This is a genomic window from Paenibacillus whitsoniae (assembly GCF_003955665.1).
GTDB classification, from domain to species: Bacteria; Bacillota; Bacilli; order Paenibacillales; family NBRC-103111; genus Paenibacillus_E; species Paenibacillus_E whitsoniae.
Genome location: NZ_RXHU01000023.1, coordinates 42289 through 63590, shown reverse-complemented (window position 1 = coordinate 63590; position 21302 = coordinate 42289). Strand labels below are relative to the sequence as shown.

At 51.7% G+C, this 21302-nt stretch carries 26 protein-coding genes and 1 riboswitch; of the genes, 9 read left to right on the top strand and 17 right to left on the bottom strand.

Going from position 1 to position 21302, the window contains the following annotated elements; translation table 11 throughout:
• The first annotated feature begins 200 nt into the window (after positions 1 to 200).
• Positions 201 to 422: a hypothetical protein gene (locus tag EJQ19_RS09375; protein ID WP_126140949.1), complete on the top strand. Its 222-nt coding sequence runs from the start codon at positions 201 to 203 to the stop codon at positions 420 to 422.
• 50 nt (positions 423 to 472) lie between these two features.
• Here EJQ19_RS09375 and EJQ19_RS09370 read toward each other — a convergent pair whose 3' ends face one another.
• A complete protein-coding gene (locus tag EJQ19_RS09370; protein ID WP_126140948.1) occupies positions 473 to 1108 on the bottom strand; it encodes an O-methyltransferase in 636 nt (211 codons plus the stop codon).
• A gap of 137 nt (positions 1109 to 1245) precedes the next feature.
• Here EJQ19_RS09370 and EJQ19_RS09365 point away from each other — a divergent pair, with 137 nt between their 5' ends.
• Entirely contained in the window at positions 1246 to 2385 is a 1140-nt protein-coding gene (locus EJQ19_RS09365) for a THUMP domain-containing class I SAM-dependent RNA methyltransferase (RefSeq protein ID WP_126140947.1), read from the top strand.
• 72 nt (positions 2386 to 2457) lie between these two features.
• Here EJQ19_RS09365 and EJQ19_RS09360 read toward each other — a convergent pair whose 3' ends face one another.
• The 11 genes from EJQ19_RS09360 to EJQ19_RS09315 form a co-directional block, all read right to left on the bottom strand.
• Positions 2458 to 3141 (bottom strand): Crp/Fnr family transcriptional regulator, encoded by a 684-nt coding sequence (locus EJQ19_RS09360; protein ID WP_126140946.1) that lies wholly within the window; start codon positions 3139 to 3141, stop codon positions 2458 to 2460.
• Positions 3142 to 3167: 26 nt separating this feature from the next.
• Positions 3168 to 4205, bottom strand: coding sequence for an HD-GYP domain-containing protein (locus tag EJQ19_RS09355; RefSeq protein WP_241242809.1), 1038 nt, complete (start codon positions 4203 to 4205; stop codon positions 3168 to 3170).
• A gap of 357 nt (positions 4206 to 4562) precedes the next feature.
• Entirely contained in the window at positions 4563 to 6035 is a 1473-nt protein-coding gene (locus EJQ19_RS09350; protein ID WP_126140944.1) for an amidase family protein, read from the bottom strand.
• A 111-nt stretch (positions 6036 to 6146) separates the two neighbouring features.
• A complete protein-coding gene (locus EJQ19_RS09345; protein WP_126140943.1) occupies positions 6147 to 6779 on the bottom strand; it encodes a hypothetical protein in 633 nt (210 codons plus the stop codon).
• Positions 6776 to 7192 carry a hypothetical protein gene (locus EJQ19_RS09340; RefSeq protein WP_126140942.1) on the bottom strand — a complete coding sequence of 139 codons (417 nt, stop codon included), beginning with the start codon at positions 7190 to 7192 and terminating at the stop codon, positions 6776 to 6778. Before EJQ19_RS09340 ends, EJQ19_RS09345 begins: the two co-directional genes overlap by 4 nt.
• Positions 7193 to 7214: 22 nt before the next feature.
• Positions 7215 to 7562, bottom strand: a complete 348-nt coding sequence (locus tag EJQ19_RS09335) for a VOC family protein (RefSeq protein ID WP_126140941.1) — start codon at positions 7560 to 7562, stop codon at positions 7215 to 7217.
• Between the two features lie 203 nt (positions 7563 to 7765).
• Positions 7766 to 7891, bottom strand: coding sequence for a hypothetical protein (locus tag EJQ19_RS32815; RefSeq protein WP_277600936.1), 126 nt, complete (start codon positions 7889 to 7891; stop codon positions 7766 to 7768).
• Complete coding sequence (gene gloA2 / locus EJQ19_RS09330; RefSeq protein WP_126140940.1) at positions 7881 to 8273, bottom strand: SMU1112c/YaeR family gloxylase I-like metalloprotein; 393 nt, start codon at positions 8271 to 8273, stop codon at positions 7881 to 7883. Before gloA2 ends, EJQ19_RS32815 begins: the two co-directional genes overlap by 11 nt.
• Positions 8274 to 8345: 72 nt before the next feature.
• Positions 8346 to 9260, bottom strand: coding sequence for an exopolyphosphatase (locus EJQ19_RS09325; RefSeq protein WP_126140939.1), 915 nt, complete (start codon positions 9258 to 9260; stop codon positions 8346 to 8348).
• 104 nt (positions 9261 to 9364) lie between these two features.
• On the bottom strand, positions 9365 to 9670 hold the full coding sequence (locus tag EJQ19_RS09320) for a hypothetical protein (protein WP_126140938.1): 306 nt from the start codon (positions 9668 to 9670) through the stop codon (positions 9365 to 9367).
• 100 nt (positions 9671 to 9770) lie between these two features.
• Positions 9771 to 9863, bottom strand: a riboswitch (cyclic di-GMP riboswitch).
• A gap of 122 nt (positions 9864 to 9985) precedes the next feature.
• Positions 9986 to 11209 (bottom strand): MDR family MFS transporter, encoded by a 1224-nt coding sequence (locus EJQ19_RS09315; RefSeq protein WP_126140937.1) that lies wholly within the window; start codon positions 11207 to 11209, stop codon positions 9986 to 9988.
• Positions 11210 to 11393: 184 nt separating this feature from the next.
• Between EJQ19_RS09315 and EJQ19_RS09310 the strand changes: the two genes are divergently transcribed.
• Positions 11394 to 12284: a TIGR01777 family oxidoreductase gene (locus tag EJQ19_RS09310; RefSeq protein ID WP_126140936.1), complete on the top strand. Its 891-nt coding sequence runs from the start codon at positions 11394 to 11396 to the stop codon at positions 12282 to 12284.
• A gap of 66 nt (positions 12285 to 12350) precedes the next feature.
• A complete protein-coding gene (locus tag EJQ19_RS09305) occupies positions 12351 to 12848 on the top strand; it encodes a glutathione peroxidase (protein WP_126140935.1) in 498 nt (165 codons plus the stop codon).
• Positions 12849 to 12892: 44 nt separating this feature from the next.
• Here the strand turns inward: EJQ19_RS09305 and EJQ19_RS09300 are convergent, their stop codons facing one another.
• Both EJQ19_RS09300 and EJQ19_RS09295 read right to left on the bottom strand, forming a co-directional pair.
• A complete protein-coding gene (locus EJQ19_RS09300; RefSeq protein WP_126140934.1) occupies positions 12893 to 13117 on the bottom strand; it encodes a YuzB family protein in 225 nt (74 codons plus the stop codon).
• A complete protein-coding gene (locus EJQ19_RS09295) occupies positions 13117 to 13419 on the bottom strand; it encodes an iron-sulfur cluster assembly accessory protein (RefSeq protein ID WP_126140933.1) in 303 nt (100 codons plus the stop codon). Before EJQ19_RS09295 ends, EJQ19_RS09300 begins: the two co-directional genes overlap by 1 nt.
• Positions 13420 to 13635: 216 nt before the next feature.
• Between EJQ19_RS09295 and EJQ19_RS09290 the strand changes: the two genes are divergently transcribed.
• The 5 genes from EJQ19_RS09290 to EJQ19_RS09270 all read left to right on the top strand — a co-directional run bounded on the left by EJQ19_RS09290 (position 13636) and on the right by EJQ19_RS09270 (position 19779).
• Positions 13636 to 13995, top strand: coding sequence for a winged helix-turn-helix transcriptional regulator (locus tag EJQ19_RS09290; protein ID WP_241242808.1), 360 nt, complete (start codon positions 13636 to 13638; stop codon positions 13993 to 13995).
• Positions 13996 to 14033: 38 nt separating this feature from the next.
• Positions 14034 to 14783 carry a type I methionyl aminopeptidase gene (gene map, locus EJQ19_RS09285; protein WP_126140932.1) on the top strand — a complete coding sequence of 250 codons (750 nt, stop codon included), beginning with the start codon at positions 14034 to 14036 and terminating at the stop codon, positions 14781 to 14783.
• Positions 14784 to 14797: 14 nt separating this feature from the next.
• The gene (gene ytvI, locus EJQ19_RS09280; protein ID WP_126140931.1) at positions 14798 to 15910 is read left to right on the top strand and encodes a sporulation integral membrane protein YtvI; all 1113 of its coding nucleotides are present in this window, start codon (positions 14798 to 14800) and stop codon (positions 15908 to 15910) included.
• Positions 15911 to 16100: 190 nt separating this feature from the next.
• Positions 16101 to 18347, top strand: coding sequence for an FAD-dependent oxidoreductase (locus EJQ19_RS09275; protein ID WP_126140930.1), 2247 nt, complete (start codon positions 16101 to 16103; stop codon positions 18345 to 18347).
• 1252 nt (positions 18348 to 19599) lie between these two features.
• Entirely contained in the window at positions 19600 to 19779 is a 180-nt protein-coding gene (locus EJQ19_RS09270) for a hypothetical protein (protein WP_126140929.1), read from the top strand.
• Between the two features lie 154 nt (positions 19780 to 19933).
• Here EJQ19_RS09270 and EJQ19_RS09265 read toward each other — a convergent pair whose 3' ends face one another.
• From EJQ19_RS09265 to EJQ19_RS09255, 3 genes are all read right to left on the bottom strand, one after another.
• Positions 19934 to 20149: a hypothetical protein gene (locus EJQ19_RS09265; protein ID WP_126140928.1), complete on the bottom strand. Its 216-nt coding sequence runs from the start codon at positions 20147 to 20149 to the stop codon at positions 19934 to 19936.
• 112 nt (positions 20150 to 20261) lie between these two features.
• Entirely contained in the window at positions 20262 to 21137 is an 876-nt protein-coding gene (locus EJQ19_RS09260; protein ID WP_126140927.1) for a M14 family metallopeptidase, read from the bottom strand.
• Positions 21110 to 21289 carry a hypothetical protein gene (locus tag EJQ19_RS09255; RefSeq protein ID WP_126140926.1) on the bottom strand — a complete coding sequence of 60 codons (180 nt, stop codon included), beginning with the start codon at positions 21287 to 21289 and terminating at the stop codon, positions 21110 to 21112. Before EJQ19_RS09255 ends, EJQ19_RS09260 begins: the two co-directional genes overlap by 28 nt.
• Between the last annotated feature and the right edge of the window lie 13 nt (positions 21290 to 21302).

Genomic DNA, 21302 nt, shown 5'->3' with positions numbered 1-21302 from the left:
TCCAGTTCGTGCGCGTCCCCTACGACATTGAGCGGGCGGTCCAGCTGGCCGTTGAAGCAAAGATGCCGGATTGCGAACGCTATGAACTTGAAATTCGAACCGCGATCGTTCATAAATAGCCGACAGCTATTCAGCCATTTGTGGAATATACTGCCAAATTATGATAGAATAGAAAGACTATCTTAAAGTGAGGGTCTTGGATGAAGCTGAACTGGCGGAAAATCTTTTGGATCGTGGTTTGTGCGGAACTGTTGTTTATGTATTGGAACACTCTTGAGACGCTCAGCTTTCGGAAGCAGCAGGCCCATACAACTAAAAATATGGTGCCCGCTGCGCCGCCTGTCTCTCAGTTTCATCCTGCCACGACGCCGCTTGCGCCCACCTGGGATGCAGCAACATTGCAGCCTGCACAGCATTCCTAATAATAAAGCCCCGTTATCGCCAATGCTTTGGCGAGAACAGGGCTTCTTGTTTATTTTACGCGCGCCAGCGCCAATCCATCGTAAGCAGGCAAAATGGTGCTTTCCAGCCGCGGATCGGTCGCGATTCGCTGGTTGAAAGTGCGCATCGCTTCGACTGACGCTTTGGTCTGTTTCGGATCGACCACTTTGCCGCGCATAAGCGTATTGTCGCCGGCAATAATCGCACCTGGATTCGCGAGCGAAATGGCGAGCTCCAAATAATTCGGATAGTTCACTTTATCCGCATCGATGAAGAAAAAGTCGAATCGCTCTCCCTGCGCGAGCAGCTCCTGCAAATGCGTCAGCGCTTCGCCAATGCGGTACTCGACCTTCCCACCCAAGCCGGCCTCTGTGACATTCAGCTTCGCCACGTCGGCAAATTCCTGCTTGAGCTCTAACGAAACGAGCTTGCCATCCTCCCCTAAGCCGCGAGCCAGACAAATGCCGCTGTACCCGCCCAGAGCGCCGATTTCGAGCACCCGCTTCGCTCCGATCATCCGCACCATCATCGTCAACAGTCTGCCGTACCCTGGCGCAATCGAAATCTCCGGCATGTTGTTGGCGCGAATCGTCTCCTCTACGCGGGCTAATGTTGCATCCCCTTCGTAAAGTCCTTCCATATAACTTTCAGGTGTTATCGTTTCCATCGTGTATCTCCTCCAAAATGGCTTGTCCAGCCGCGATAGCTGTAACTCTCGTTTGATGTAGCAACCTTTTTGTCCTATACTTGTTAATTGTATGAGTTTTCTGCGCGTTGCACAACCAGGATGGAAGGAAAGTACAAATGTCTACACTTATTGAATTAATTGCAACCTGCCCGATGGGACTCGAAGCCGTCGTGGCCCGCGAAGTCCGGGACCTCGGCTATACGGATGTTACGGTTGAAAACGGACGTGTTCGCTTCTGGGGGGACGAGCTGGCGATCTGCCGGGCGAACCTGTGGCTGCGGACGGCAGACCGTGTGCTTATCTTAATGGGCCAATTTAAAGCCACGACGTTCGACGACTTGTTTGAAGGCACCAAAGCACTCGCTTGGCCGGACTGGATTCCGAACGACGGCGAGTTTCCCGTGCAAGGGCGCTCCCATAAATCGCAACTGTCCAGCGTTCCCGCCTGCCAAGGGATTGTGAAGAAGGCCATTGTGGAAAAAATGAAGAGCAAATACGGCACGGAATGGTTTCCCGAGCATGGCGCGCGCTACGTGATCGAGGTCGCGCTGCTGAACGACATTGCGACGCTGACGCTCGATACGACGGGGCCGAGCTTGCACAAGCGCGGCTACCGCAAGCTCGTCACCGAAGCGCCGCTGAAGGAGACAATGGCGGCTGCCATGATTCTCCTCAGCCGCTGGAGTGTCGATCGTCCGCTCTATGACCCGTTCTGCGGGTCCGGGACGATCCCGATTGAAGCCGCGATGATCGGCTGGAACATCGCGCCAGGTCTGCGCCGCAGCTTCCCCAGCGAGGCGTGGGGCCGTATTCCGCGCCGCCTGTGGGACAAGGCGCGGGATGAAGCATTCGACGTTGTGAAGGACAACGTCCCCTTGCACATTGCCGGCAGCGACATCGATCCTGCGGCGATTGAAGTGGCGGAGGCAGCCGCCAAATCCGCGGGCCTCGCCAAGCAGTTCCAGCTGCGCGTGGAACCGATTGAGAAGGCTCGCCCGCGCGGCGACTACGGCTGCCTGATCACGAACCCGCCGTACGGCGAACGGCTGGGCGAAGCCCGCGATGCCGAGCTGGCGTTGCGCCAGCTCGGGGCGCTCACGACGCCGATGCCGTCGTGGAGCTTATTTATTCTGAGCCCGGAAACGAAGCTCGAGCAGTACATGAACCGGCAAGCGGATAAGAAGCGGAAGCTGTTTAACGGGCGGATTGAGTGCAACCTGTATCAGTACCTCGGACCGTTCCCTCCGCGGAGATAACGGCTTTATCTAAAAACAGCAGCAGCTACGACGGAAACGAGAAGTCATGGCTGCTGCTGTTTTTGGTTCATTTTACCGAATTTCACCTTTGATCGCCTCTATGTTGCGAAGGGTAATCAGCTTTTTCTCTATTTGAATATATTCGTCGTCGAGCAGCTCCTGCAGGACTTTCGTAACAGACTCGCGCACGGTGCCTATCATGTTGGCGATTTGCTGATGGGTCAGTTTGACATTGATGAGAAGACCGTCCTGCGTCGGGACGCCGTGCTGCTCGGACAGTCGGAGGAACGTCTTAATCATGCGCGAACGAACGCCGAGAAACGTCAGATCATAGATTTGCTCGTTCGCCTGACGAAGACGATCCATCGTGGTTTCCAACAGCTTGAACAACAGCTTCGGGCTTTTCTCAAGATATTGGCTGAAGACGGAATGTTTCAATACGTAAAACGTACAGGGCTCAAGCGTCTCGGCCGTTGCCGAGCGGGTCTGAACTTTGCCGATCAGGGACATTTCACCAAAAAAGTCGCCGTCGCGGAACAACGCGAGGATGATTTCTTTGTATTCGTCCAACCGGTATATTTTGACTACACCGGACTTGATCAGAAAAAATTCGCCCCCCTCATCGCCCTCGAGAAACAGAATGCTGCCTTTCTTGACCCGCTTCTCGGTAAATAATGGAGCGAGCCCTTGCAAGTCTTCCTCATTAAGCTGTTGAAATAAAGGGACATTTTGGAGTAATGAAATGATGGTTTTCATCGTTGTTCAACTCGTTTCGGTCATAATTAAACGACCAGCTGTTCGCCGACTTCCTCGATCATCACATTCAGCGTGCGCGATAGATCGACTTCATAAGGGTCTTTGAGCTCGATGCCAGATGCGGTTCTAAGTACGCGGACGACAGGCCGCTGCATACTGTGGGAGTTTAAGCGTGAGACGATTCCGGATTCTCCTGTACTGAGGGAAACACTCAGGCCTAGGGGATAAATGGCGACGTTATTTCGAAACAGCTTGACCATTTCTATATCGTACAGTTTTCCTGCGTTGGCGTAAAGAATTTCTAGCGCATGATGCGGTGGAATGGCTTTGCGGTAGTTGCGGGTATGAACCATCGCGTCGTACGAATCGAGGATACCGATCAATCTTGCATAGGGATGAATTTGATTGCCTTTCAAATTGAACGGATACCCGCTGCCGTCGAGGCGTTCATGATGCTGCAGGGCGCATTGCGCGGATAGAAGAGGAATTCCAACTTCGTCTTTCAGCATTTGAAACCCATAGAGCGCATGTTTTTGAATTTCCATGTATTCGTTGGGCGTTAGCCCGGCTTTCTTCTGCAATAACTGCAGCGGCAGTTGTACACTTCCCACATCATGGAGGAGAGCGCCGAGCCCGATCGACATGAGATCGTCATTGGTGTAAGTGCCTTGCATGATCGCCAACTTTGTGGCATACATGCACACATTCATCGCATTTTGGCAGAAGTGCTGCTCCATGTTCGATGCAGGCATCATGTTCAATGTTGTCAGCATGACGGCATCTTTTTTGCGATACTGAAGATCTTCGATGACGCGGGACATCGTCTCAAGAAACAACTTGCCGTACGAGACAAAACTATCGTTCCCAAACTTAACGGTCGGACTGAATTTCTCGAACACCTTTCCCAGCGAGTTACGCAGTTGCATCCTTGTTTCTTCCTGGATCGGATCTTCAATGTGAATGTCGTCAGTTCGCGGATCTTCAATATATAAATAGTCGATACCGAGCTGACTAAGCTTCTTCAGCATACTGGAGGTAAGCTCGACCCGATATCCGACCAGCACTTGCCCCTCATCATTAAAAATAGTTTTTCCCAGTCTATATCCGGGTTGACACAATATCGTCGGAATAATTCGCATTGGTATAACGACCTGCCTTTTCTATCAACTTGCACATCGTAAAAATAAGTCTAAAGCCTCTGTTAGCCTGGCATTGAACTAATTATTTTGTGCTACGTCGATTATTATGGCATACCTTAGTCGCTAATTTCTGTGAAACAAGTAACAGTTAGCAGTTAATTTTAAATAAAGGTTAGATTAAAAGTTACTAAAGTCCTGAAAATGGCCAGACACTCATTAAAAAGCGGCAGCCAAGACTTCGATCATCTTAGTCTTAACTACCGCTGTTTTATTTTAGGCTCCTCACAATTCGGGCGCCCGCCGAACAAGAGTCGCCTGCTCGAAGCTATACGCCAGACTGATTAATGTCGGTTCACTCCAAGCTCGCCCGGACAAAACAACCCCGAATGGCCCCTGCGTGGAGTCCCCGTCCGCATCAACAATGCCTTGTTCCGAATAACCGGCAGGCACCGTAATGAGCGGATACCCTAATCGCGCAGCGATATACATGCCGTCCACATCACCGGGCAGCATGAGCGCATCCAATTGATGAAGATCAAGCGCGTAATCAATGCCTTGTGTCATCGCAAGATGGTTGTATTCCTGCCGCATGAGTAAATAGTCCACTTCGTTTAACGTATTTTGTTCCGATCGAATCAAATTTGCTTGACCATACCTGAGCGTGGAGGCCGCGTTCTCCTCATTGTAGGCGATCAGCTCTCGAAGCATATGAACAGGAACGTCAGGATGCAGCTGAGAAAGATACTGATTAATGCCCGTTTTAAATTCATAGCCTATCACATCATTGTTCCACGGTAGTTGTTCCACGTAGAGATCCACAGGATCAATTACGATCGTGCCTTGCGCTCGAAGAACTCCAATCGCATTTTCCATAATGGCGAGGCGCTCCGAATCCAACTGCCGGTAATAATACCTAGGAATGCCGATCCGAGCTTGCTTCAGGAAATCAGGGTCAAGATAGGAGGTATAGTCATGTAAGGTGCGATTGGGGCTTGCCGCTGTTGCTTTATCGTTATCATCTCTCCCCACGATGGCCCCCAGAAGAATCGCAGCATCCGCAACGCTCTTCGCCAGCGGCCCCGGCGTATCCTGGCTAACCGAGATCGGGATAATTCCGCTGCGGCTTGCAAGCCCTACCGTGGGCTTAATCCCGACGAGGTAATGCTGACAGGCTGGGCCGATAATTGATCCCGCCGTCTCCGTCCCGATCGCCGCTGCCGCGAAGCCGGCTGCTGCTGCTGCAGCAGATCCTGAACTTGACCCGCTGACAAAGAGCTCGCCAGGGCCATACGGATTTAAGACTTGGCCCCCTCGGGAACTATACCCTGCCGGCATGTGATCCCCCATGAAATTCGACCATTCGGTCATATTCGTCTTGCCAAGCAGAACGACGCCTGCGGCGCGAAGTTTGGCCACGATGAAAGCGTCCTCGCCAGCAATGGACTCTGCCAACGCTAGTGAACCCGCGCTCGTATGCATGCGGTCGTGCGTATCAATATTATCCTTAAGCAGGATTGGAATGCCGTGCAGCGGCCCGCGAATGCCTGTGGTATTTCGCTCATGATCAAGCTTCCTTGCGATTTCAAGAGCATCCGGATTGATCTCTAAAACCGCATTAAGCAACGGGTTATACTTGCGAATGCGTTCGAGATAGGCGTGAACAAGATCCTCGGACGTGCATTCTCCCCTTGTCATCGCTTTTTGTATGGTAGGAATATCAGCTTCGTAAATCCAATCGTACAAGTTCGTGCTCATGTTCGGTAGAATCCCTCCGGTAACGTTCTTTTTTAAATATCCGTTACCATGGTAGCATGTCGGAATGTCCAGGATATAGGGAAAGTTTAGTTTAATAGGAGTGCTATTTCTCTAATTCATTGGGCGCGTTTCTGCCGAAAATTTTTGTTCTTCATCCACTGTTCGGACGCTTAATTGTTGACCGCTCTTATTGGCTAGCATGATCTTGAATTTCTTGCCATCGGAGGCTTTGAAAAACCGGAACCATATCTTCTGTCCATTTTTTAAAGGGACCACAACAGCTTGCTCCGTTGCTCCTGTTTCAACGCTAGAAATGTCGACCCGAACTGCCTCAGCATGCTGAACGGCTTCCGTATTCTGAATGAGCCCAAACAACAAAGGAAAAGGGGTGCCCTTCATTTCAGGAAAGTATTGGGAACTCCAAGAGGAATCCCACTGTTGTTGCGGGTCTGTACCGGTATATGCTGATAAGGTATGCCCTCCGCCATTCACCCACTTCCAACCCCACACGGTTTTCTTGACAAAATCGCAGGAAAGCTCCAAAGCCCCAGCATTTCTTTGATAGCAAATCAGTTCCCCTTTATTAATATCTAAGGTGTATACAACTTGCCCTAGGAATATCTTTCTTGCCTGTTGGACGGCTTCTTCAGGCGAATTTGCAGCCCCTTTAAATTGACTGTAAAGAAAAATAGCGCTTGCGATAATTCCAATCCCAACAACGAACGTGATCATCACCTTCTTCATCGTCGATTCCCTCCGCGACTTCTTAGAACTTTTCTGCTTCTCAGCAGCAGCACGAACAATAGAACGATATGAAAAAGCAAGACAAGGTTAACTCCTGCGTAAATATAGGTCAATTTCGTTCTTGCCAGCCACCGGTCGACGATGTAGCCTGAAACAGCATACTTGTGAACATAAGTTTCCAACTCTGCAAAGTCATTAAACTTCGAACGATTGAGCAGCGGAAATTCCATTCCTTTGCTGAGCACGAGCGGTGGATAGTATTCAACCCACGCTTGATGCATCCAACGGTCCGTTTTGTACCGGAAGTCACCTTCCAAAGCTCCGTAGCTCCATCGAAAGTAGGCCAGCACATTCATCAGGATGATGCACACGCAAAGCGTGTATAATGACAGCTTCTTTTTATTCAACATCATTCACCTTCTTCGTTCCCGACATCTACCTCTTGAGTTCAATCAGATTCCCTTCAGGATCAATCACAACCCCAATCGTCCCCCAGCGAAAATGCTGCACTTGCACGTGTACACCCCGCGCTTCAAGCTCTTCGACCGATGCATCGAAGTCGTCTACATGAAAGCGAAGCACCGTGGGATTCTGCGCTCTCGTTTTCTCACGATCCGAAGCGACGCCCTTATCCTCAATCATCAAATAACTACCGCCAAAATCCAAGATAGATAAGCTTTCCCCACGTTCACGAATAGGCAAACCCAACTGTTCAGCGTAAAACTTCACGGCAGCCTCATAGTCCTGACAGAACAGAATAATCCCCGTCTCTTTAACATTCATCAGAATTCACCTCAACTGGTATTTTAGAAATCATAACCCATTTCCCCAATGAATTCATCCAAAAAATGACATTCGCAATTGAAGATGAACAGTTCCGCCATCCTTTTAAGGACCTAGCCTTTCAGTAATGAGCCTATCCTGTTCAGCTGTCTTCTACATTCCGATTCAACATAAAAAGGCGCCCCACACCCGGGACACCTTCCTTATCTCCATATCCAATACGCGATGAGCACCCATAACGGAAGCGAAATCAGCAGACTCCATAAGCAGCCTTTGGCAAACGCAAGCTTGGGCTCATCCTCCGTGCGCTCGTTCCGGTCAACCGGCATATTCGACCAGCTCCAACGGCAATCCGTCCGGATCTGCAAAGAACGTATACCGGTCGCCGGTAACGGGATCGATGCGAACAGGCTCGACCGAAATACCTTTGCGTTCCAACTCGCGCACGCTTTCGTCCATGTTGTCGACGGCAAACGCCAGATGACGCAGACCGCGGGCTTCCGGCTGGTTTACGCGCTGCGGCGGATCCGGAAACGAAAACAGTTCAATCTGATACGTATCGCCAACCGCCAAGTCGAGCTTGTATGAATCCCGCTCCGCCCGATATGTCTCGCTCACCACTTCAAGCCCAAGTATATCCACATAAAAATGCTTGGAACGCGCGTAATCGGAGCAAATGATTGCGACATGATGGATGCGATTCAGCTTCATCCGCGCACCTCCCCACTTCAATAGAAAAGCCGCAATCCGGCGCAATCCCGACTGCGGCTTCTTTGTTCTATTTTAGCCTGCTTGCTGCATCGTTTCAACGATATTCTTCAGAACCTCTTCCGCGCGCTCGTAGTCGACCTGGCACGTCCCCGCTGCCTCATGGCCACCGCCGCCGTGCTTCAGCATCAAATCGCCGATATTCGTCTTCGCCGTCCGATTGACGATGCTGTGTCCGCAGGCGAACACGCAGTTTTGTTTATTGCGTCCGTCGACGATCCAGATCGATGTGTTTTGCTCCGGATATAGGGCATACACCATGAAACGGTTGCCCGGATAAATCGTTTCCACGTCGCGCAGGTCCGTAATAATGACGTTGCCTTCCGTCCGCGTGTGCGTCTGCAGCATATCGCGATACAGGCTGTCCAGTTCAAAATACCGCTTTACCCGCTCCTGCACATCCGGCAGCTGCATGATCTCGTCCACCGACTTCGTCGCGCAGTGGGCCACAAGCTCCTCCATCAGCTGATAGTTGCTGATCCGGTAATCGCGATAACGCCCAAGGCCTGTACGGGCATCCATAATGAAGGAGAGCAAATCCCACCCGCTCGGGTTCAAAATATCGTCCCGAGAAAATTGCGCGGAATCCGCTTTGTCCACACCCGCCATAATGTCGACAATATCGCCAAACGTCTCGCGGCCGCCGTAGTAGTCGTACACGACCCGCGCAGCGCTCGGCGCGATCCGCGTCTCGCCTTTAAATACGACAGCCTCCCCCATCCGCTTAAGCTCACTGGAATGATGGTCGAACCAAAGTCCGCAACCTGGGACGTACGGCACGTTCGCCAAAATGTCGTTCTCATTCACTTCAATCAAGCCATCTTGCATATCCTTGGGATGTACAAACTTCATTTCGTCGACCATGTTCAGCTTCTTGAACAACATTGCGCAAACCAGCCCGTCAAAATCGGAACGTGTAATTAATCTCATGCCCCTGCATCCCCTCACGTAGTCCTTTCGAACTATATTTTCATGTGAACAATTATAACAGGTTATGTCGAATGGTGACAATGAGAAAAAAAGAACAGCCCGCCTTATACCGGCCGGACTGCTCTCATTTTAGGGGACATGCATTGGTACAGCTTCGTCAAGAATCCTTCGATCTGCGACATCGGAGGCATTTTCACCGACAGCTTGACTTCGCCTTTCCAGTAGAAAATCAGGATACTGTTCGTTCTCCCGTGGAACATTTCGATATCCCAACACGCTTCTTTGAGCGAGTATTCGTCCCGGTCGATCATAAGTTTCGGTCCGTCCGTCGACGGTACCAACCGGGCCACATGGTTCCCGCAGAGGGATGTCACTTTTTGTTCTTCTTGCAACGTGCCTTTCGCTTCCATGAAGCTAAACCTCCCATTCTTCATCTTATGTCCGCTTATAAACCGAAAAACCCCACCGTAATGAACCGATTGGAGGGTTCTGCATGTGGTTGTCCAATCGTTCGGCGGCTGGCTGGCTGTCCTCCCCAGGAAGGAGAATGAAGCCCCTGTAGCTTTGCGTCGCTGGCTTTCGCCAGTTTTGCCTTTGTCGCGACTTTCATGTGAATCAAGCAAAAAAAATAATAAAAAATTAATGCTGTTTTCATCTACATTTAAGGATAAGGGATGTGGATTTGAAATCGAATAGTTCAGTGGAACTATTTTTTACTTATTCTATCATAAAAACTCTAATTTCGACGCTATTTTTGTTTTTCTTTGTCGTTTGGTGCCTAGATAGTAGAAAAAACTGCCGCTTAATGTCAGGATCGTCATGATGAGGAACAAACTCTTTCCTCCGTACGCTACGAGCAGAAAGCCGCCTAGCCATGGACCCAAAAAATGGCCGAGGTTGTTCAGTGTTTGAGCCCCGTAATACGTGCCGCGCATATGTTCCGGCGCTAATTGGTCAATGAGCATATTGCCGGCCGGATAGTTCAGGATTTCTCCGAACGTAAACACGACCATGGAGAGACCGAGCCAAATCAAGCTGTGCGAGAAAGCAAAACCGACGTCTCCAAGTGCAAACATCATATTGCCGACCACGACCGCGGTAAGCGGCGAATATTTCTCCGCCCATCTACCCAGCGGAATTTGCAGCGCAATGACAGCGATCGCGTTGACGCTCATCAGTACAGCGAACGTTTGAACGCCATTAGCAAAGTCCCGTTCCAAGTACTGCGACAACGTCACCATGACCTGCGAATAGCCGATTGCCCCAATAATCCCTCCGATAATATAGTAGCGGAACGTCACATCTTTGCGAATGACCCCCCAAGCGGAGCGGAATGTCACCGTCGCTTTTTTCTCACCTTCGATTTGCTTGATGCCGAATTTGATCAACAGCATATACAGCGTAACCGCATAAACGAAATACGTGATACCGGTTAAGAGGAAAGGAAGCGCACCGTTCATCGTCGCAAAAAACGCACCTAACAGCGGTCCGACCGCAACGCCGACATTAATCGCCATATAGCGAAGAGAGAACACCTGGCGCCTTTTCTCCGGCTCCGTCAAATCGGCCATAAGCGCCTGCGAAACCGGCTCGTAAAATGAGCGGCACAAACCGTTCAGCATGTTGAGCAGCATAAACAGCACAGGATTCGTTACCAATCCGAAGCCCAGGAAAACGACCGCCCAGCCGAACAGCGCCGCCAGCATGATGACCCTCCGACCGAAGCGATCGGACAACGTGCCGCCGATAAAGCCGCCCAGCGTGCCTGCGAGCGCGCCCATCCCGATAACAATGCCGATCATGCCGGCGCTCATCGTCGAGTGCTTGCCCAAATAAATAGCCAGAAAAGGCAAGCTCATGGAAGAAGCAGCCCGTGCCATGACCGTACCGAGAATCAAGGTATGTACAATGGGATGATAAGATTTTATAAAAAGCCGTACACGATCCATTACGCTGACTCCTCTCGCCGCCTTAAATTACCTTCGGTCAATTAATGAACACCGAAGTCCAATTATACACGAAAATGCGCAGAACGTGTCCTATTTTTTATGGCAGACGATTTCAAAAAATGTTCCCTTTTGCGAATGGAAATGTCTGGTGCATTGCATTATGATGGCCATAGGAGGTGTTGGCATGAAAATCGCCATTACAGGAGGCAGCGGTTTTATCGGCGGCCGGCTTATCACGTATCTTCAAGAGCAAGGCCATGAAGTTTGGAACATTTCTCGCTCGGCTTCAGCAGTCGCCCCAGGTGTGCAGACGGTAACTTGGGACGAGCTGGCACACTCTGCAGCGGCTCTTGGAGGCGTAGACGCCATTGTCAATCTCGCCGGCGAGTCGATTAACCAGCGTTGGACGGCCGCCGCCAAGGAGCGTATCTTACAGTCTCGCCTGCAAGCTGCGGCGCAGATCGCCACGCTTGTCGAGCGCTTGGACCCGAAGCCAAAGGTCGTCGTGAACGCCTCCGGCATGTCCATATATGGCACATCGGAGACGCATTCTTTTGACGAGAGCAGTCCGCACCAAGAAACAGATTTCCTAGCGCGCGTCGTTCAGGCATGGGAAGAAGCGGCGGACCACATTCAAGGCACACGTGTCGTCAAGGTGCGCGTCGGACTCGTGCTGGATCGAACCGAAGGCGCACTTCCCAAAATGCTGCTTCCCTACAAGCTTGGTGTCGGCGGACCCATCGGCAGCGGCAGGCAGTGGATGTCCTGGATTCACATAACGGATATGGTTCGTTTAATTGCCCATTGTATAGAAGATGAAACCATCGCGGGTCCCGTTAACGCCACCGCACCGGAACCTGTGACGAACCGCGATTTCAGCCGCGCTCTGGCCAAAGCGCTGCACAGACCGAATGCCTTTCCGCTGCCCGCGTTTGTAATGAAGCTGGCGTTCGGCGAGCTGTCCGTCCTTCTCCTGGAAGGGCAACGTGTGCTCCCCAAAGTGCTGCTCGAACATGGCTTCCGTTTCAACTACACGACCATTGACGCCGCGTTCGCTGATATTTTCAAAAAATAGCTTCCTTTTTCCATTAATATTGTGTACAATTAAATCACACGAAATTAATAAAAAGGATGTGTATTTATGAGTGTTCACCAATTTAAAGTGACAACGATTCGCGGAGAAGAGAAATCGCTTGCCGATTACGATAACCAGGTACTGCTCATTGTAAATACCGCTACCAAGTGCGGGTTCGCTCCACAATTCAAAGGCTTGCAGGAGCTGCATGACGGCTACCAGGCGCAAGGTTTCTCCGTGCTTGGCTTCCCTTGCAACCAGTTCAAGGAGCAGGAGCCGGGCAGCGATGCTCAAGTCGAGCAGGCTTGCCAGCTGAATTTTGGCGTTAATTTCCCGCTGTTTTCCAAAATCGACGTAAACGGACCAGACGCGCATCCGCTCTACAAGTATTTGAAGCAGCAAGCTTCCGGCCTCTTTGGCTCCGGGATCAAATGGAACTTCACGAAGTTTCTCGTGGATGGCGAGGGCCGTGTGATCAAGCGCTTCTCACCTACGACGCCGCCGCGCAAAATCGAAGCGCACATTCGCAAATTGCTGGCGAAGAACGCGGTTCACGCCAAATAAAAAAAGCTGTCCCCGCAGTAACCACCGTTACCTGGGACAGCTTTTTATTTTTTCACATATTTCTTCGCTTTCTCAATCGCTTCGTCTTCCGTTGCGCCGGTCACGTAGCGGCCGTTAATAAAAATAAATGCATATCTCTGGCAAGGCCCGCAATACGATTTACAGCCAACTTTGACTTCCGTCCCCGGCGCAATAGCCGCCAGCTTGGACAGCGTCGTTTTCACCTTGGTGTGCTTACACTTGTCGCAAATCCGTATGTCATTGCGCATTAGTGATCCCCGTGGTTCCCCTTGCTTGGGTTCGTAATCATGAAGCCTTCTTCCGGCATATAGAAGTAATCGATGCGAATGCCATCCAACAGCGGCTCGCCTGACTCCAGCAAAACGTCGATTCCTTTATCCGTGCTTACGACAACGTCATTATCCGTTTTATCGTCAAGCCCAAGACCATAGTGCGCATGATCGCCGTGTTTGTGCGTCACTTGCACACGAACCAGCAGGCCTTTGTTTTCTTCTTTGTCGAGCTCCATTTGAAGTACTTTCGCTGCATTGCGAGAAATTTTGACATTCATAGTACACATCTCCTGAGAACGATAAATTTTATTTTCTATTGTAAATAATCCGAAGGCCGAAATCAACTCTTGTCGATCTATGGGATTGCATTGCTAAATCAAGGATCAAACTATAAAATACATAGTAGTACGACAAACCCAAATTAAGTTCAGATTGGTAACTTACTTACCTTGGCGTAAGTGCCTTGCCTCTCGAATAGAAAGGAAGCGATTTCCTTGTCAACCCTTGAAAATGAGAAAGTAGCGCCGCTGAGCAATTATGTGCCCAAAATTCCAAAAGAAATCGAATGCTCCATTGAACGCACACTCGAAGTCATCGGCGGCAAATGGGCTTTCTTAGTATTGCGCGAACTGTTCTGCGGCACGAGACGATTCGGTGAGCTGCAGCGGCAAATTGCCGGCATTTCGCCAAAGTCGCTGACTGACATTCTCCGCCACCTGGAAGAGCATGGAGTATTGGAGCGTACAGCCTTCCCAACCGTACCTGTAACGGTCGAATATACGTTGACACCAAAGGGGCAGGATTTGCATCAAATTATTAAAGAGATGAAGCTATGGTCCGCCAAATGGACATAATGAGCTTTTAAGGACTTATCTACAAGGAGTTGGACTTCATGATTACGATTAAAACGAAAGAACAAATTGCCGCGATGGGAAAAGCCGGCCGCATTCTGGCGGATTGCCATAAAGAAATCGCGAAAATGATCCGTCCAGGCATCACCTCCTGGGAAATCGATCAGTTCGTCGAAGGCTTCCTGGCCAAGCACGGCGCGACGCCTGAGCAGAAGGGCTATCACGGCTACCCGTATGCGACATGCGCATCGGTCAATGACGTCATCTGCCACGGCTTTCCGAAAAAAGAACCGCTGCAGGACGGCGACATCGTCACCATCGACATGGTCGTGCGCATCGACGGCTGGCTGGCGGACTCCGCATGGTCCTACGCGGTAGGTAACATCTCGCCGGTGGCGGAGAAGCTGCTGCGCGTGACCAAGGAATCGCTTTACAAAGGCATCGAGATGGCCGTTGTGGGCAACCGAATCGGCGACGTCTCTCACGCCATCCAAGTGTACGCAGAGTCGCAAGGGTTCTCCGTCGTCCGGGATTTTATCGGGCATGGCATCGGCTCGGAGATGCATGAAGAGCCGCAGGTGCCGCACTACGGCCCCGCCGGCAAAGGCCCTCGCCTCAAGGAAGGCATGGTGTTCACCATCGAACCGATGCTGAATGTCGGCAAATATCATGCCAAAGTGGACGCGGACGGCTGGACTGCCCGCACGGTCGACGGTTCCTTGTCGGCGCAATATGAACACACGATCGCCATTACAAGCAATGGTCCGGTCATTTTAACTGAACAATCCTAAATGGAGGCACATGGATGATTTCTTTTTACAAGAAATATTGGCGAACGGTATTTGACATTGCGCTCATCGTTCTCACGGTCTATCTTTTTATGCTGCTATTCAGCTACTTGTACGCCATTGCGACGCCGATCTTTTTGGCTCTGGTCATCTATATGATGATCGAGCCTTTGGCTCGGTTCCTGCATCGGAAAGGAATGCGCAAGTCCATCGCTTCGGCGATATCGACGCTCCTTTTCGTTCTCATCATTCTCGGCGCTGTCGCCGGCGCTGCGGTTATTTTTACAAGCCAAATCCTGAGCCTAGCGAACAAGATCAACGAATATCAGGCTATTTTCAATGAACAATTCGTACATAGACTAAGTGAACTCAATGAGCAGTTCCAGACGCTTCCGCCGGATGTGATCGCCAAAACCAAGGATTACGCGGGGCAGCTTGCCGGGAAAGCTTCGCAGCTGATTATCGCCTTCCTGTCGGGCCTGGTTGCTTCGCTGACATCGTTCTCCACATTCATGTTCAACTTCATTGTCGGCATCATTCTGGCTTACTTCTTAAGCATCGAGATTGAGTCCTGGAAAAAATTAGCGAGTGATAAAACGCCCAACACCTTTAAAGCGGCTTTCTTTTTCCTTAAGGAAAACGTGGTCAAAGGCATTGTTTCCTATATTAAGGCCCAGGCCAAGCTGATCTCGCTGACGTTCATCGTCATTTTCATCGCGTTGCTCGTGCTGAACGTCAATAATGCGTTCTCAATTTCCCTGCTAGCCGCGATTTTCGACGTTCTGCCGCTCCTCGGAGTCTCGACGCTGTTCATCCCTTGGATCATCTACCTGTTCATCGTCGGCAACACGACGTTGGCGATTTGGCTGAGCGCGGTGCTGCTCGTCGTCATTCTCGTACGGCAAATTATGGAGCCGAAAATTACAGGCGAATCGCTCGGCGTGTCGGCTTTTACAACGTTGGCGTTCATGATCATCTCGCTGTCGCTCTTCGGCGTAGCCGGCGTTATTCTGTCCCCTGTGCTGATCATCCTGATTAAGGCGCTCTATACGCAAGGCTATTTGCAGCGTTGGATCCGGAAGCCGGAGAATGAATATACACCAGGCAAGCTGCCGTATACAGGACCTTAATACTTCTAATTTAAGCTCTTGATTTATTTGCCTTTGGGCAAAGAGGTCAGAGTTTTTTTTGTTGCTCACTATGTTTGAAGTAAGTGAAATTAAGTATATGCCACTTGTAACTTACTGCATGTTAAAAGAAAAACTTCTCCTCTACAATGAAAGTATAGATATCTACTATTTCATTCCCGAGGTGCTGAACATGCGAAACGAAACCGTTGTATCCGATATTACTGTCATTGGCGGAGGCCTTGCCGGTGTATGCGCAGCCATTGCAGCTGCACGATTAGGCCAAACCGTCTCCCTTGTGCAAAACCGCCCTGTCCTCGGCGGCAACGCCTCCAGCGAAGTGCGCGTCTGGGTGTGCGGCGCAACGTCGCACGGCGTGCACCGCAACGCGCGGGAAACCGGGATCATGGGCGAGTTATTCGTCGAGAACCAATATCGGAACATTGACGGGAATCCTTACTTCTGGGATCTCGTCGTCTTGGAAAAGGTGAAAGCGGAGCCCAATATCACGCTTTTCCTCAACACGGACGTCCATGAAGTGGATGCCTCCGGCGATGAAGACAACCGCACCATTCATGCGGTCACCGGCTGGATGATGGGCTCCGAGCGCCGTATCCGTTTCGAAAGCCGGATGTTCCTCGACTGCACTGGTGACGGGCTCGTCGGTTTCCTGGCCGGCGCGAAATACCGGATCGGGCGCGAAGCGCAGTCCGAATTCAATGAAGAATGGGCGCCGCTTGTCCCGGACGACATCACGCTCGGCAGCACGCTGCTGTTCTACACCAAAGATGTCGGCCGCCCGGTCAAATACATCCCGCCCAGCTTCGCCAAAGACATTACGCAGACGACGATTCCGATGCGCCGTGTGATTCGCAGCGGCGACAACGGCTGCGCTTACTGGTGGATCGAATGGGGCGGCGAACTCGATACCGTGCATGACAATGAGCGCATTCGCGACGAGCTCTCCTCCGTGATTTACGGCATTTGGGATTACATCAAAAACTCCGGCCAATTCGACGCCGAGAACTTGACCCTGGAATGGATCGGTTCCATCCCGGGCAAACGGGAATACCGCCGCTTTGTCGGCGACTACGTGCTCAATCAGAACGATGTGATTGCGCAGCGTGAATTCGAAGACCGCGTCGCCTTCGGCGGCTGGTCGATCGACCTGCACCCGCCGCAAGGCATGTACGCCACAGAGAGCGGCTCCAAACATATGCATATGGACGGCAGCTACCATATTCCGTTCCGTTCACTCTACTCCGTCAACGTGAACAACATGTTGATGGCAGGCCGCAACATCTCCGCCTCGCACGTGGCGTTTGGCACGACGCGGGTCATGGCGACCTGCGCAGTCATCGGCGAAGCCGCCGGCACGGGTGCAGCCCTCGCCGCGGCGAAGGGCATCACGCCGCGTGAGCTGTACAGCTCGCATCTTGGCGAACTGCAGCAGACGTTGCTGCGCCAGGACGCTTCGGTCCTCGGCGTGCGCAATCAAGACGAAGCCGACCTCGTGCTTCGTGCGGAACTGAGCGCGTCGAGCGCGCTGACGCGGCTTGCGCTCGAAAACTCGGCGGGCACGCTCCCGCTCGAGAAGCACGTCGGCCTCGTCGTGCCGGCAGACCCGGCGATCGACGGCCTTGAGCTGCTGCTTGACGCAGCGCAGGCGACGACGTTGACCGTCGAGCTGTGGAGCACCGGCAAGCCGCAAAACTATGTGCCGCATACGCGAATCGCGGCAGTGGATATTGCCATTGAGGCCGGTTCCGGCAAATGGGTGAAGGCCGATCTCCAGTGGCAGCCGGAGGTGCCGCAGAACGCCTTTATTATTGTGCGCAGCAACGCATATGTGGTTTTACACGTCTCCGACAGGCCGCAGTCGGGCGTGCTGCTCTTCCAATACAGCGCCGCGGGCGACACCGCCGATTTTGGCGATATGCACCATACACAGCCCGTCATCGATTGGACGCAGCGCGGACTTGTTCGGAAGCCGATCTGCTTCCGGCTTGCGTCGCCGACATCTGCTTTCCTTCCGAGCAAAGCAGCAGACGGCTTTAAACGCCCATTTGGTGGCCCGCACCTCTGGTCTTCGGCAACCTTCGGGGACCGGGGCGAAGAGTGGCTGGAAGCGAGCTGGAGCGCGCCACAAACGATTCGTACAGTGCACTTAACGTTCAACGATGACGTCAATGAAGATTTGATCAACCTGCATCACCATCGCACTGAGTTTGAGGCGATTCCGGAGCTGGTGCAAAGCTATGCCGTTCAAGCATTGACAGACTCCGAGTGGCAGACGCTTGTGGAAGTGAACGGCAACCATACGCGCCACCATGTGCATGAACTGCCTCAAGCCGTTGCGGCCAGCAAGCTGCGCATCGTCGTCTCGGCGACAAATGGCGCGCCGCAGGCCGAGATTGTCGAATTGCGCTGCTACGCCTAAGCAAGATTATAAGCGGGTGGGGCTCCCGCCAATGTTGTCCGGTTAAGCTGCGCGCTAAGCTGAATAAGCACTCGGGGAGTGCTTATTCAGCCATTAAGCGCCGGATTTCGGCCAATAAGCACTCGCGGAGTGCTTATTCAGCTGCTGGAGCGCCATATCTCGTTCATAAGCACTCGAAGAGTGCATATTTCAACGACTGTAAGCCCATACTTGCAACACTCAGGTTCGTTTTGGATTCGGTTGCTTACCAGCTTCCCTGTTTGTCACTAGCTAGTTCTGGATTCCCTTCCCACCCTCAATAAATAGTTTTCGCTAACCTGCCAACATCCCGCTCACAAAACTTGCCGCTCTACCCAGTCTTCCTCGGGTGGCGGCAAGCTTTTTTGGCGTTCATGCCCAGCAATTCGGAAAAATTATCACAGTAGCGCTCCCCCACATACATGACTTTGCTCGACCTTCTGACTTCTCTGTGCTCGACGCCACTCTTGCCCCCGCTCGACCCTCTGGCTTCTCCTTCCTCGACACTCTACCTGCCTCTCGACCCTCAGTCCCTTCGTGCTCGCCTCTTCCATCCTACTCCACCAGCTACCTTCCCTTCGTGCTCGACTCTTCCATCCTGCTCCACCAGCTACCCTTCCCTTCGCGCTCGACTCTTCCATCCTACTCCACCAGCTACCCTTTCCTTCCCTTCCCTCCACACCACGCCGCACCTCAATGAACTGGAATTTCTCCATTACATTTTCGCATTTTCGACCAAATCGAGGGACTGAACTGGAATTCCTCCATTACATTTGCCCGTTTATCTGCCTTTCACCGAAAACGGCTTAAATCAACTGGAGTTTTTCCAGTTCAGCTGGCATCGAAGCCGTTTCCAGACGAAATGAACTGGAGCTTTTCCAGTCCATTACCAGCCCAGCCGCTTATTTGGCTTGATACCGACTGGCTCACCTGTTGTCGGCAGTTTGTGACACAGACTAACGCCTTAATCTGACCACATTGCTCCTTCTTATGATTGCACAAGCTCCTAAGCATATTCTTTCTCAACTTGCCTACCGTCAGCAAGCATGTATAAACCGTCGACTTTAACACCACAATAAAAAGGAGAACTTGTCTGTTCTTGCTAGAAAATAATTAGAGCAAACGTCAAAAATAGGCACGTATTTCTCTTGCATAACCTTACATGATGTGTTATATTAAAAGTGCGTAAAATCAAGGTTTTCACTTCAAAAAGTTGACATAGGAGTGATGAAAAATGGCTAATAGCAACGTTCAAATTCCTCACGGCGAAGAAATTATTCACGTGGAAATGACGGTTAAGGAAGCGCTTGCATTGACAGGTGCCAAATTTAATGCCAACCACAAGCTCGAGACCGACGCGATCAAGAAACTGAAACAATCCATTGCCGATAAATTAATTGCCCCTAACCATTAATTGTTCGATTGTTCGATTTGTTGAACAGCGGACTCGAGCAGCACATTAACGGAAGCACCGTTCCAGACACTGGACTCGGGGCTTCTTTTTTATTTACGGATACACGGATATGCCAAAAAATCCGCTCCCTCGGCCAAGGTGCGGATCTTCCGTCTCAGTTAACCTGTTTTCGCGTCAAAATGCAAGGAACGCCTTTGCCCACGGCGCCGGGCTCCGACATCTTTTCTAAATACCTCATGCCTCTTGCACAAGGCGTCTTACAGACTGCGCACGTCGCAGACTCCACAATACGCATCGTATACTGTATCCGGCTTGAAGGTTCCTTTTTCTTCTTCGCCGCCGATTTGCCTTTCCCTTTCGGTGGTGCCATCGCCTACGCCTCCCTCTCTGCTTCCTTCTCCAGTATATGAAGGCCAGGCTGAACGGTTCATCAGGCTGAGGCGCAACTTGCTGCATCTTGTCTTGGGCGGCGCTGCCGCGTTCTATATCTCCATTGCCGTCAGCAGGATCGGCGCCAGCTCATCGTACAGCTTGGAAAACGTCTCGATCGGCAGCGGATTGACGCCGAAACCGATCTCCACCGTGAAGCCGGGCCGCCGGAATTGCTCGATGAACCAATCCTTATAGCCCGCGTCGCTGCCGGTCAATTTCACCGCCTCATATCCGCTGGCCAGCGCGAGCCGATCCGCCATACATTCCGACTCCGCCGGCTCATAATCGCGGTAGTTCCAATAGATTTCCCGGCCCTGCGTATGCAGCGCGATGACAAAGTCAAAGCTTTGACTGCTCGTAAAAGCGGCCAAAGCGGCCGCCTCCGGCTCACTAAGAGGCGCCTCTCCGCCGTAATCGCGCGGTCCCGGACGGTCGTGCTCCCGCCGCGCTTTCTCCTCCTCCCAGTGCGCCGGAAACTGATCGTTCAGGTCCACGCCGCGAATGTTCGCCTTCCAATGTATAACATCCGCAGAGCCTCCGTTCCACTCCAGCAGCTGCTCATAATAAGGATGCTCCGGCGTAAGCCCTTGCAGCACGAGCTCCACACCGTCAGGGTTCACCATTGGAACGACCCAAAGGGTGTTGTCGGCCAGCAACCGCCGGATGTTGCTGCCCCGCAGCGCAGTTCCCCGCGCATAAGCGCAAGCTGTCTCTTCAACGAACTGCATCAGCAGCGGCGTCGTGATCCATTCGTTGGCATGCATGCCGGCATTCACATGAATGCACCTTGCCCCGTATCCGATCCGGAGAACGTAAATCTCCCGGCCCATGACGCTTTTGCCGATCGTTGCGATTTGAACGAATGGATATATTTTATTCAACCGACCGAGCTCGTTGCTCAACCGCTCATATCCGTATCCCAGCATTCGGACCACCTCACAGGCTTTCTTTTGGTAAAGTTATGCATATGCCCCAGCGCTGGAAAACATGCGGTGACGCCTGTGAAAAACAGGTGGTCGCAAATGAAAATAGACCCTTCCGGGTCTATTTCATCCAATTCAACATCGATGTCGGCCATGCTGCTATCTCCA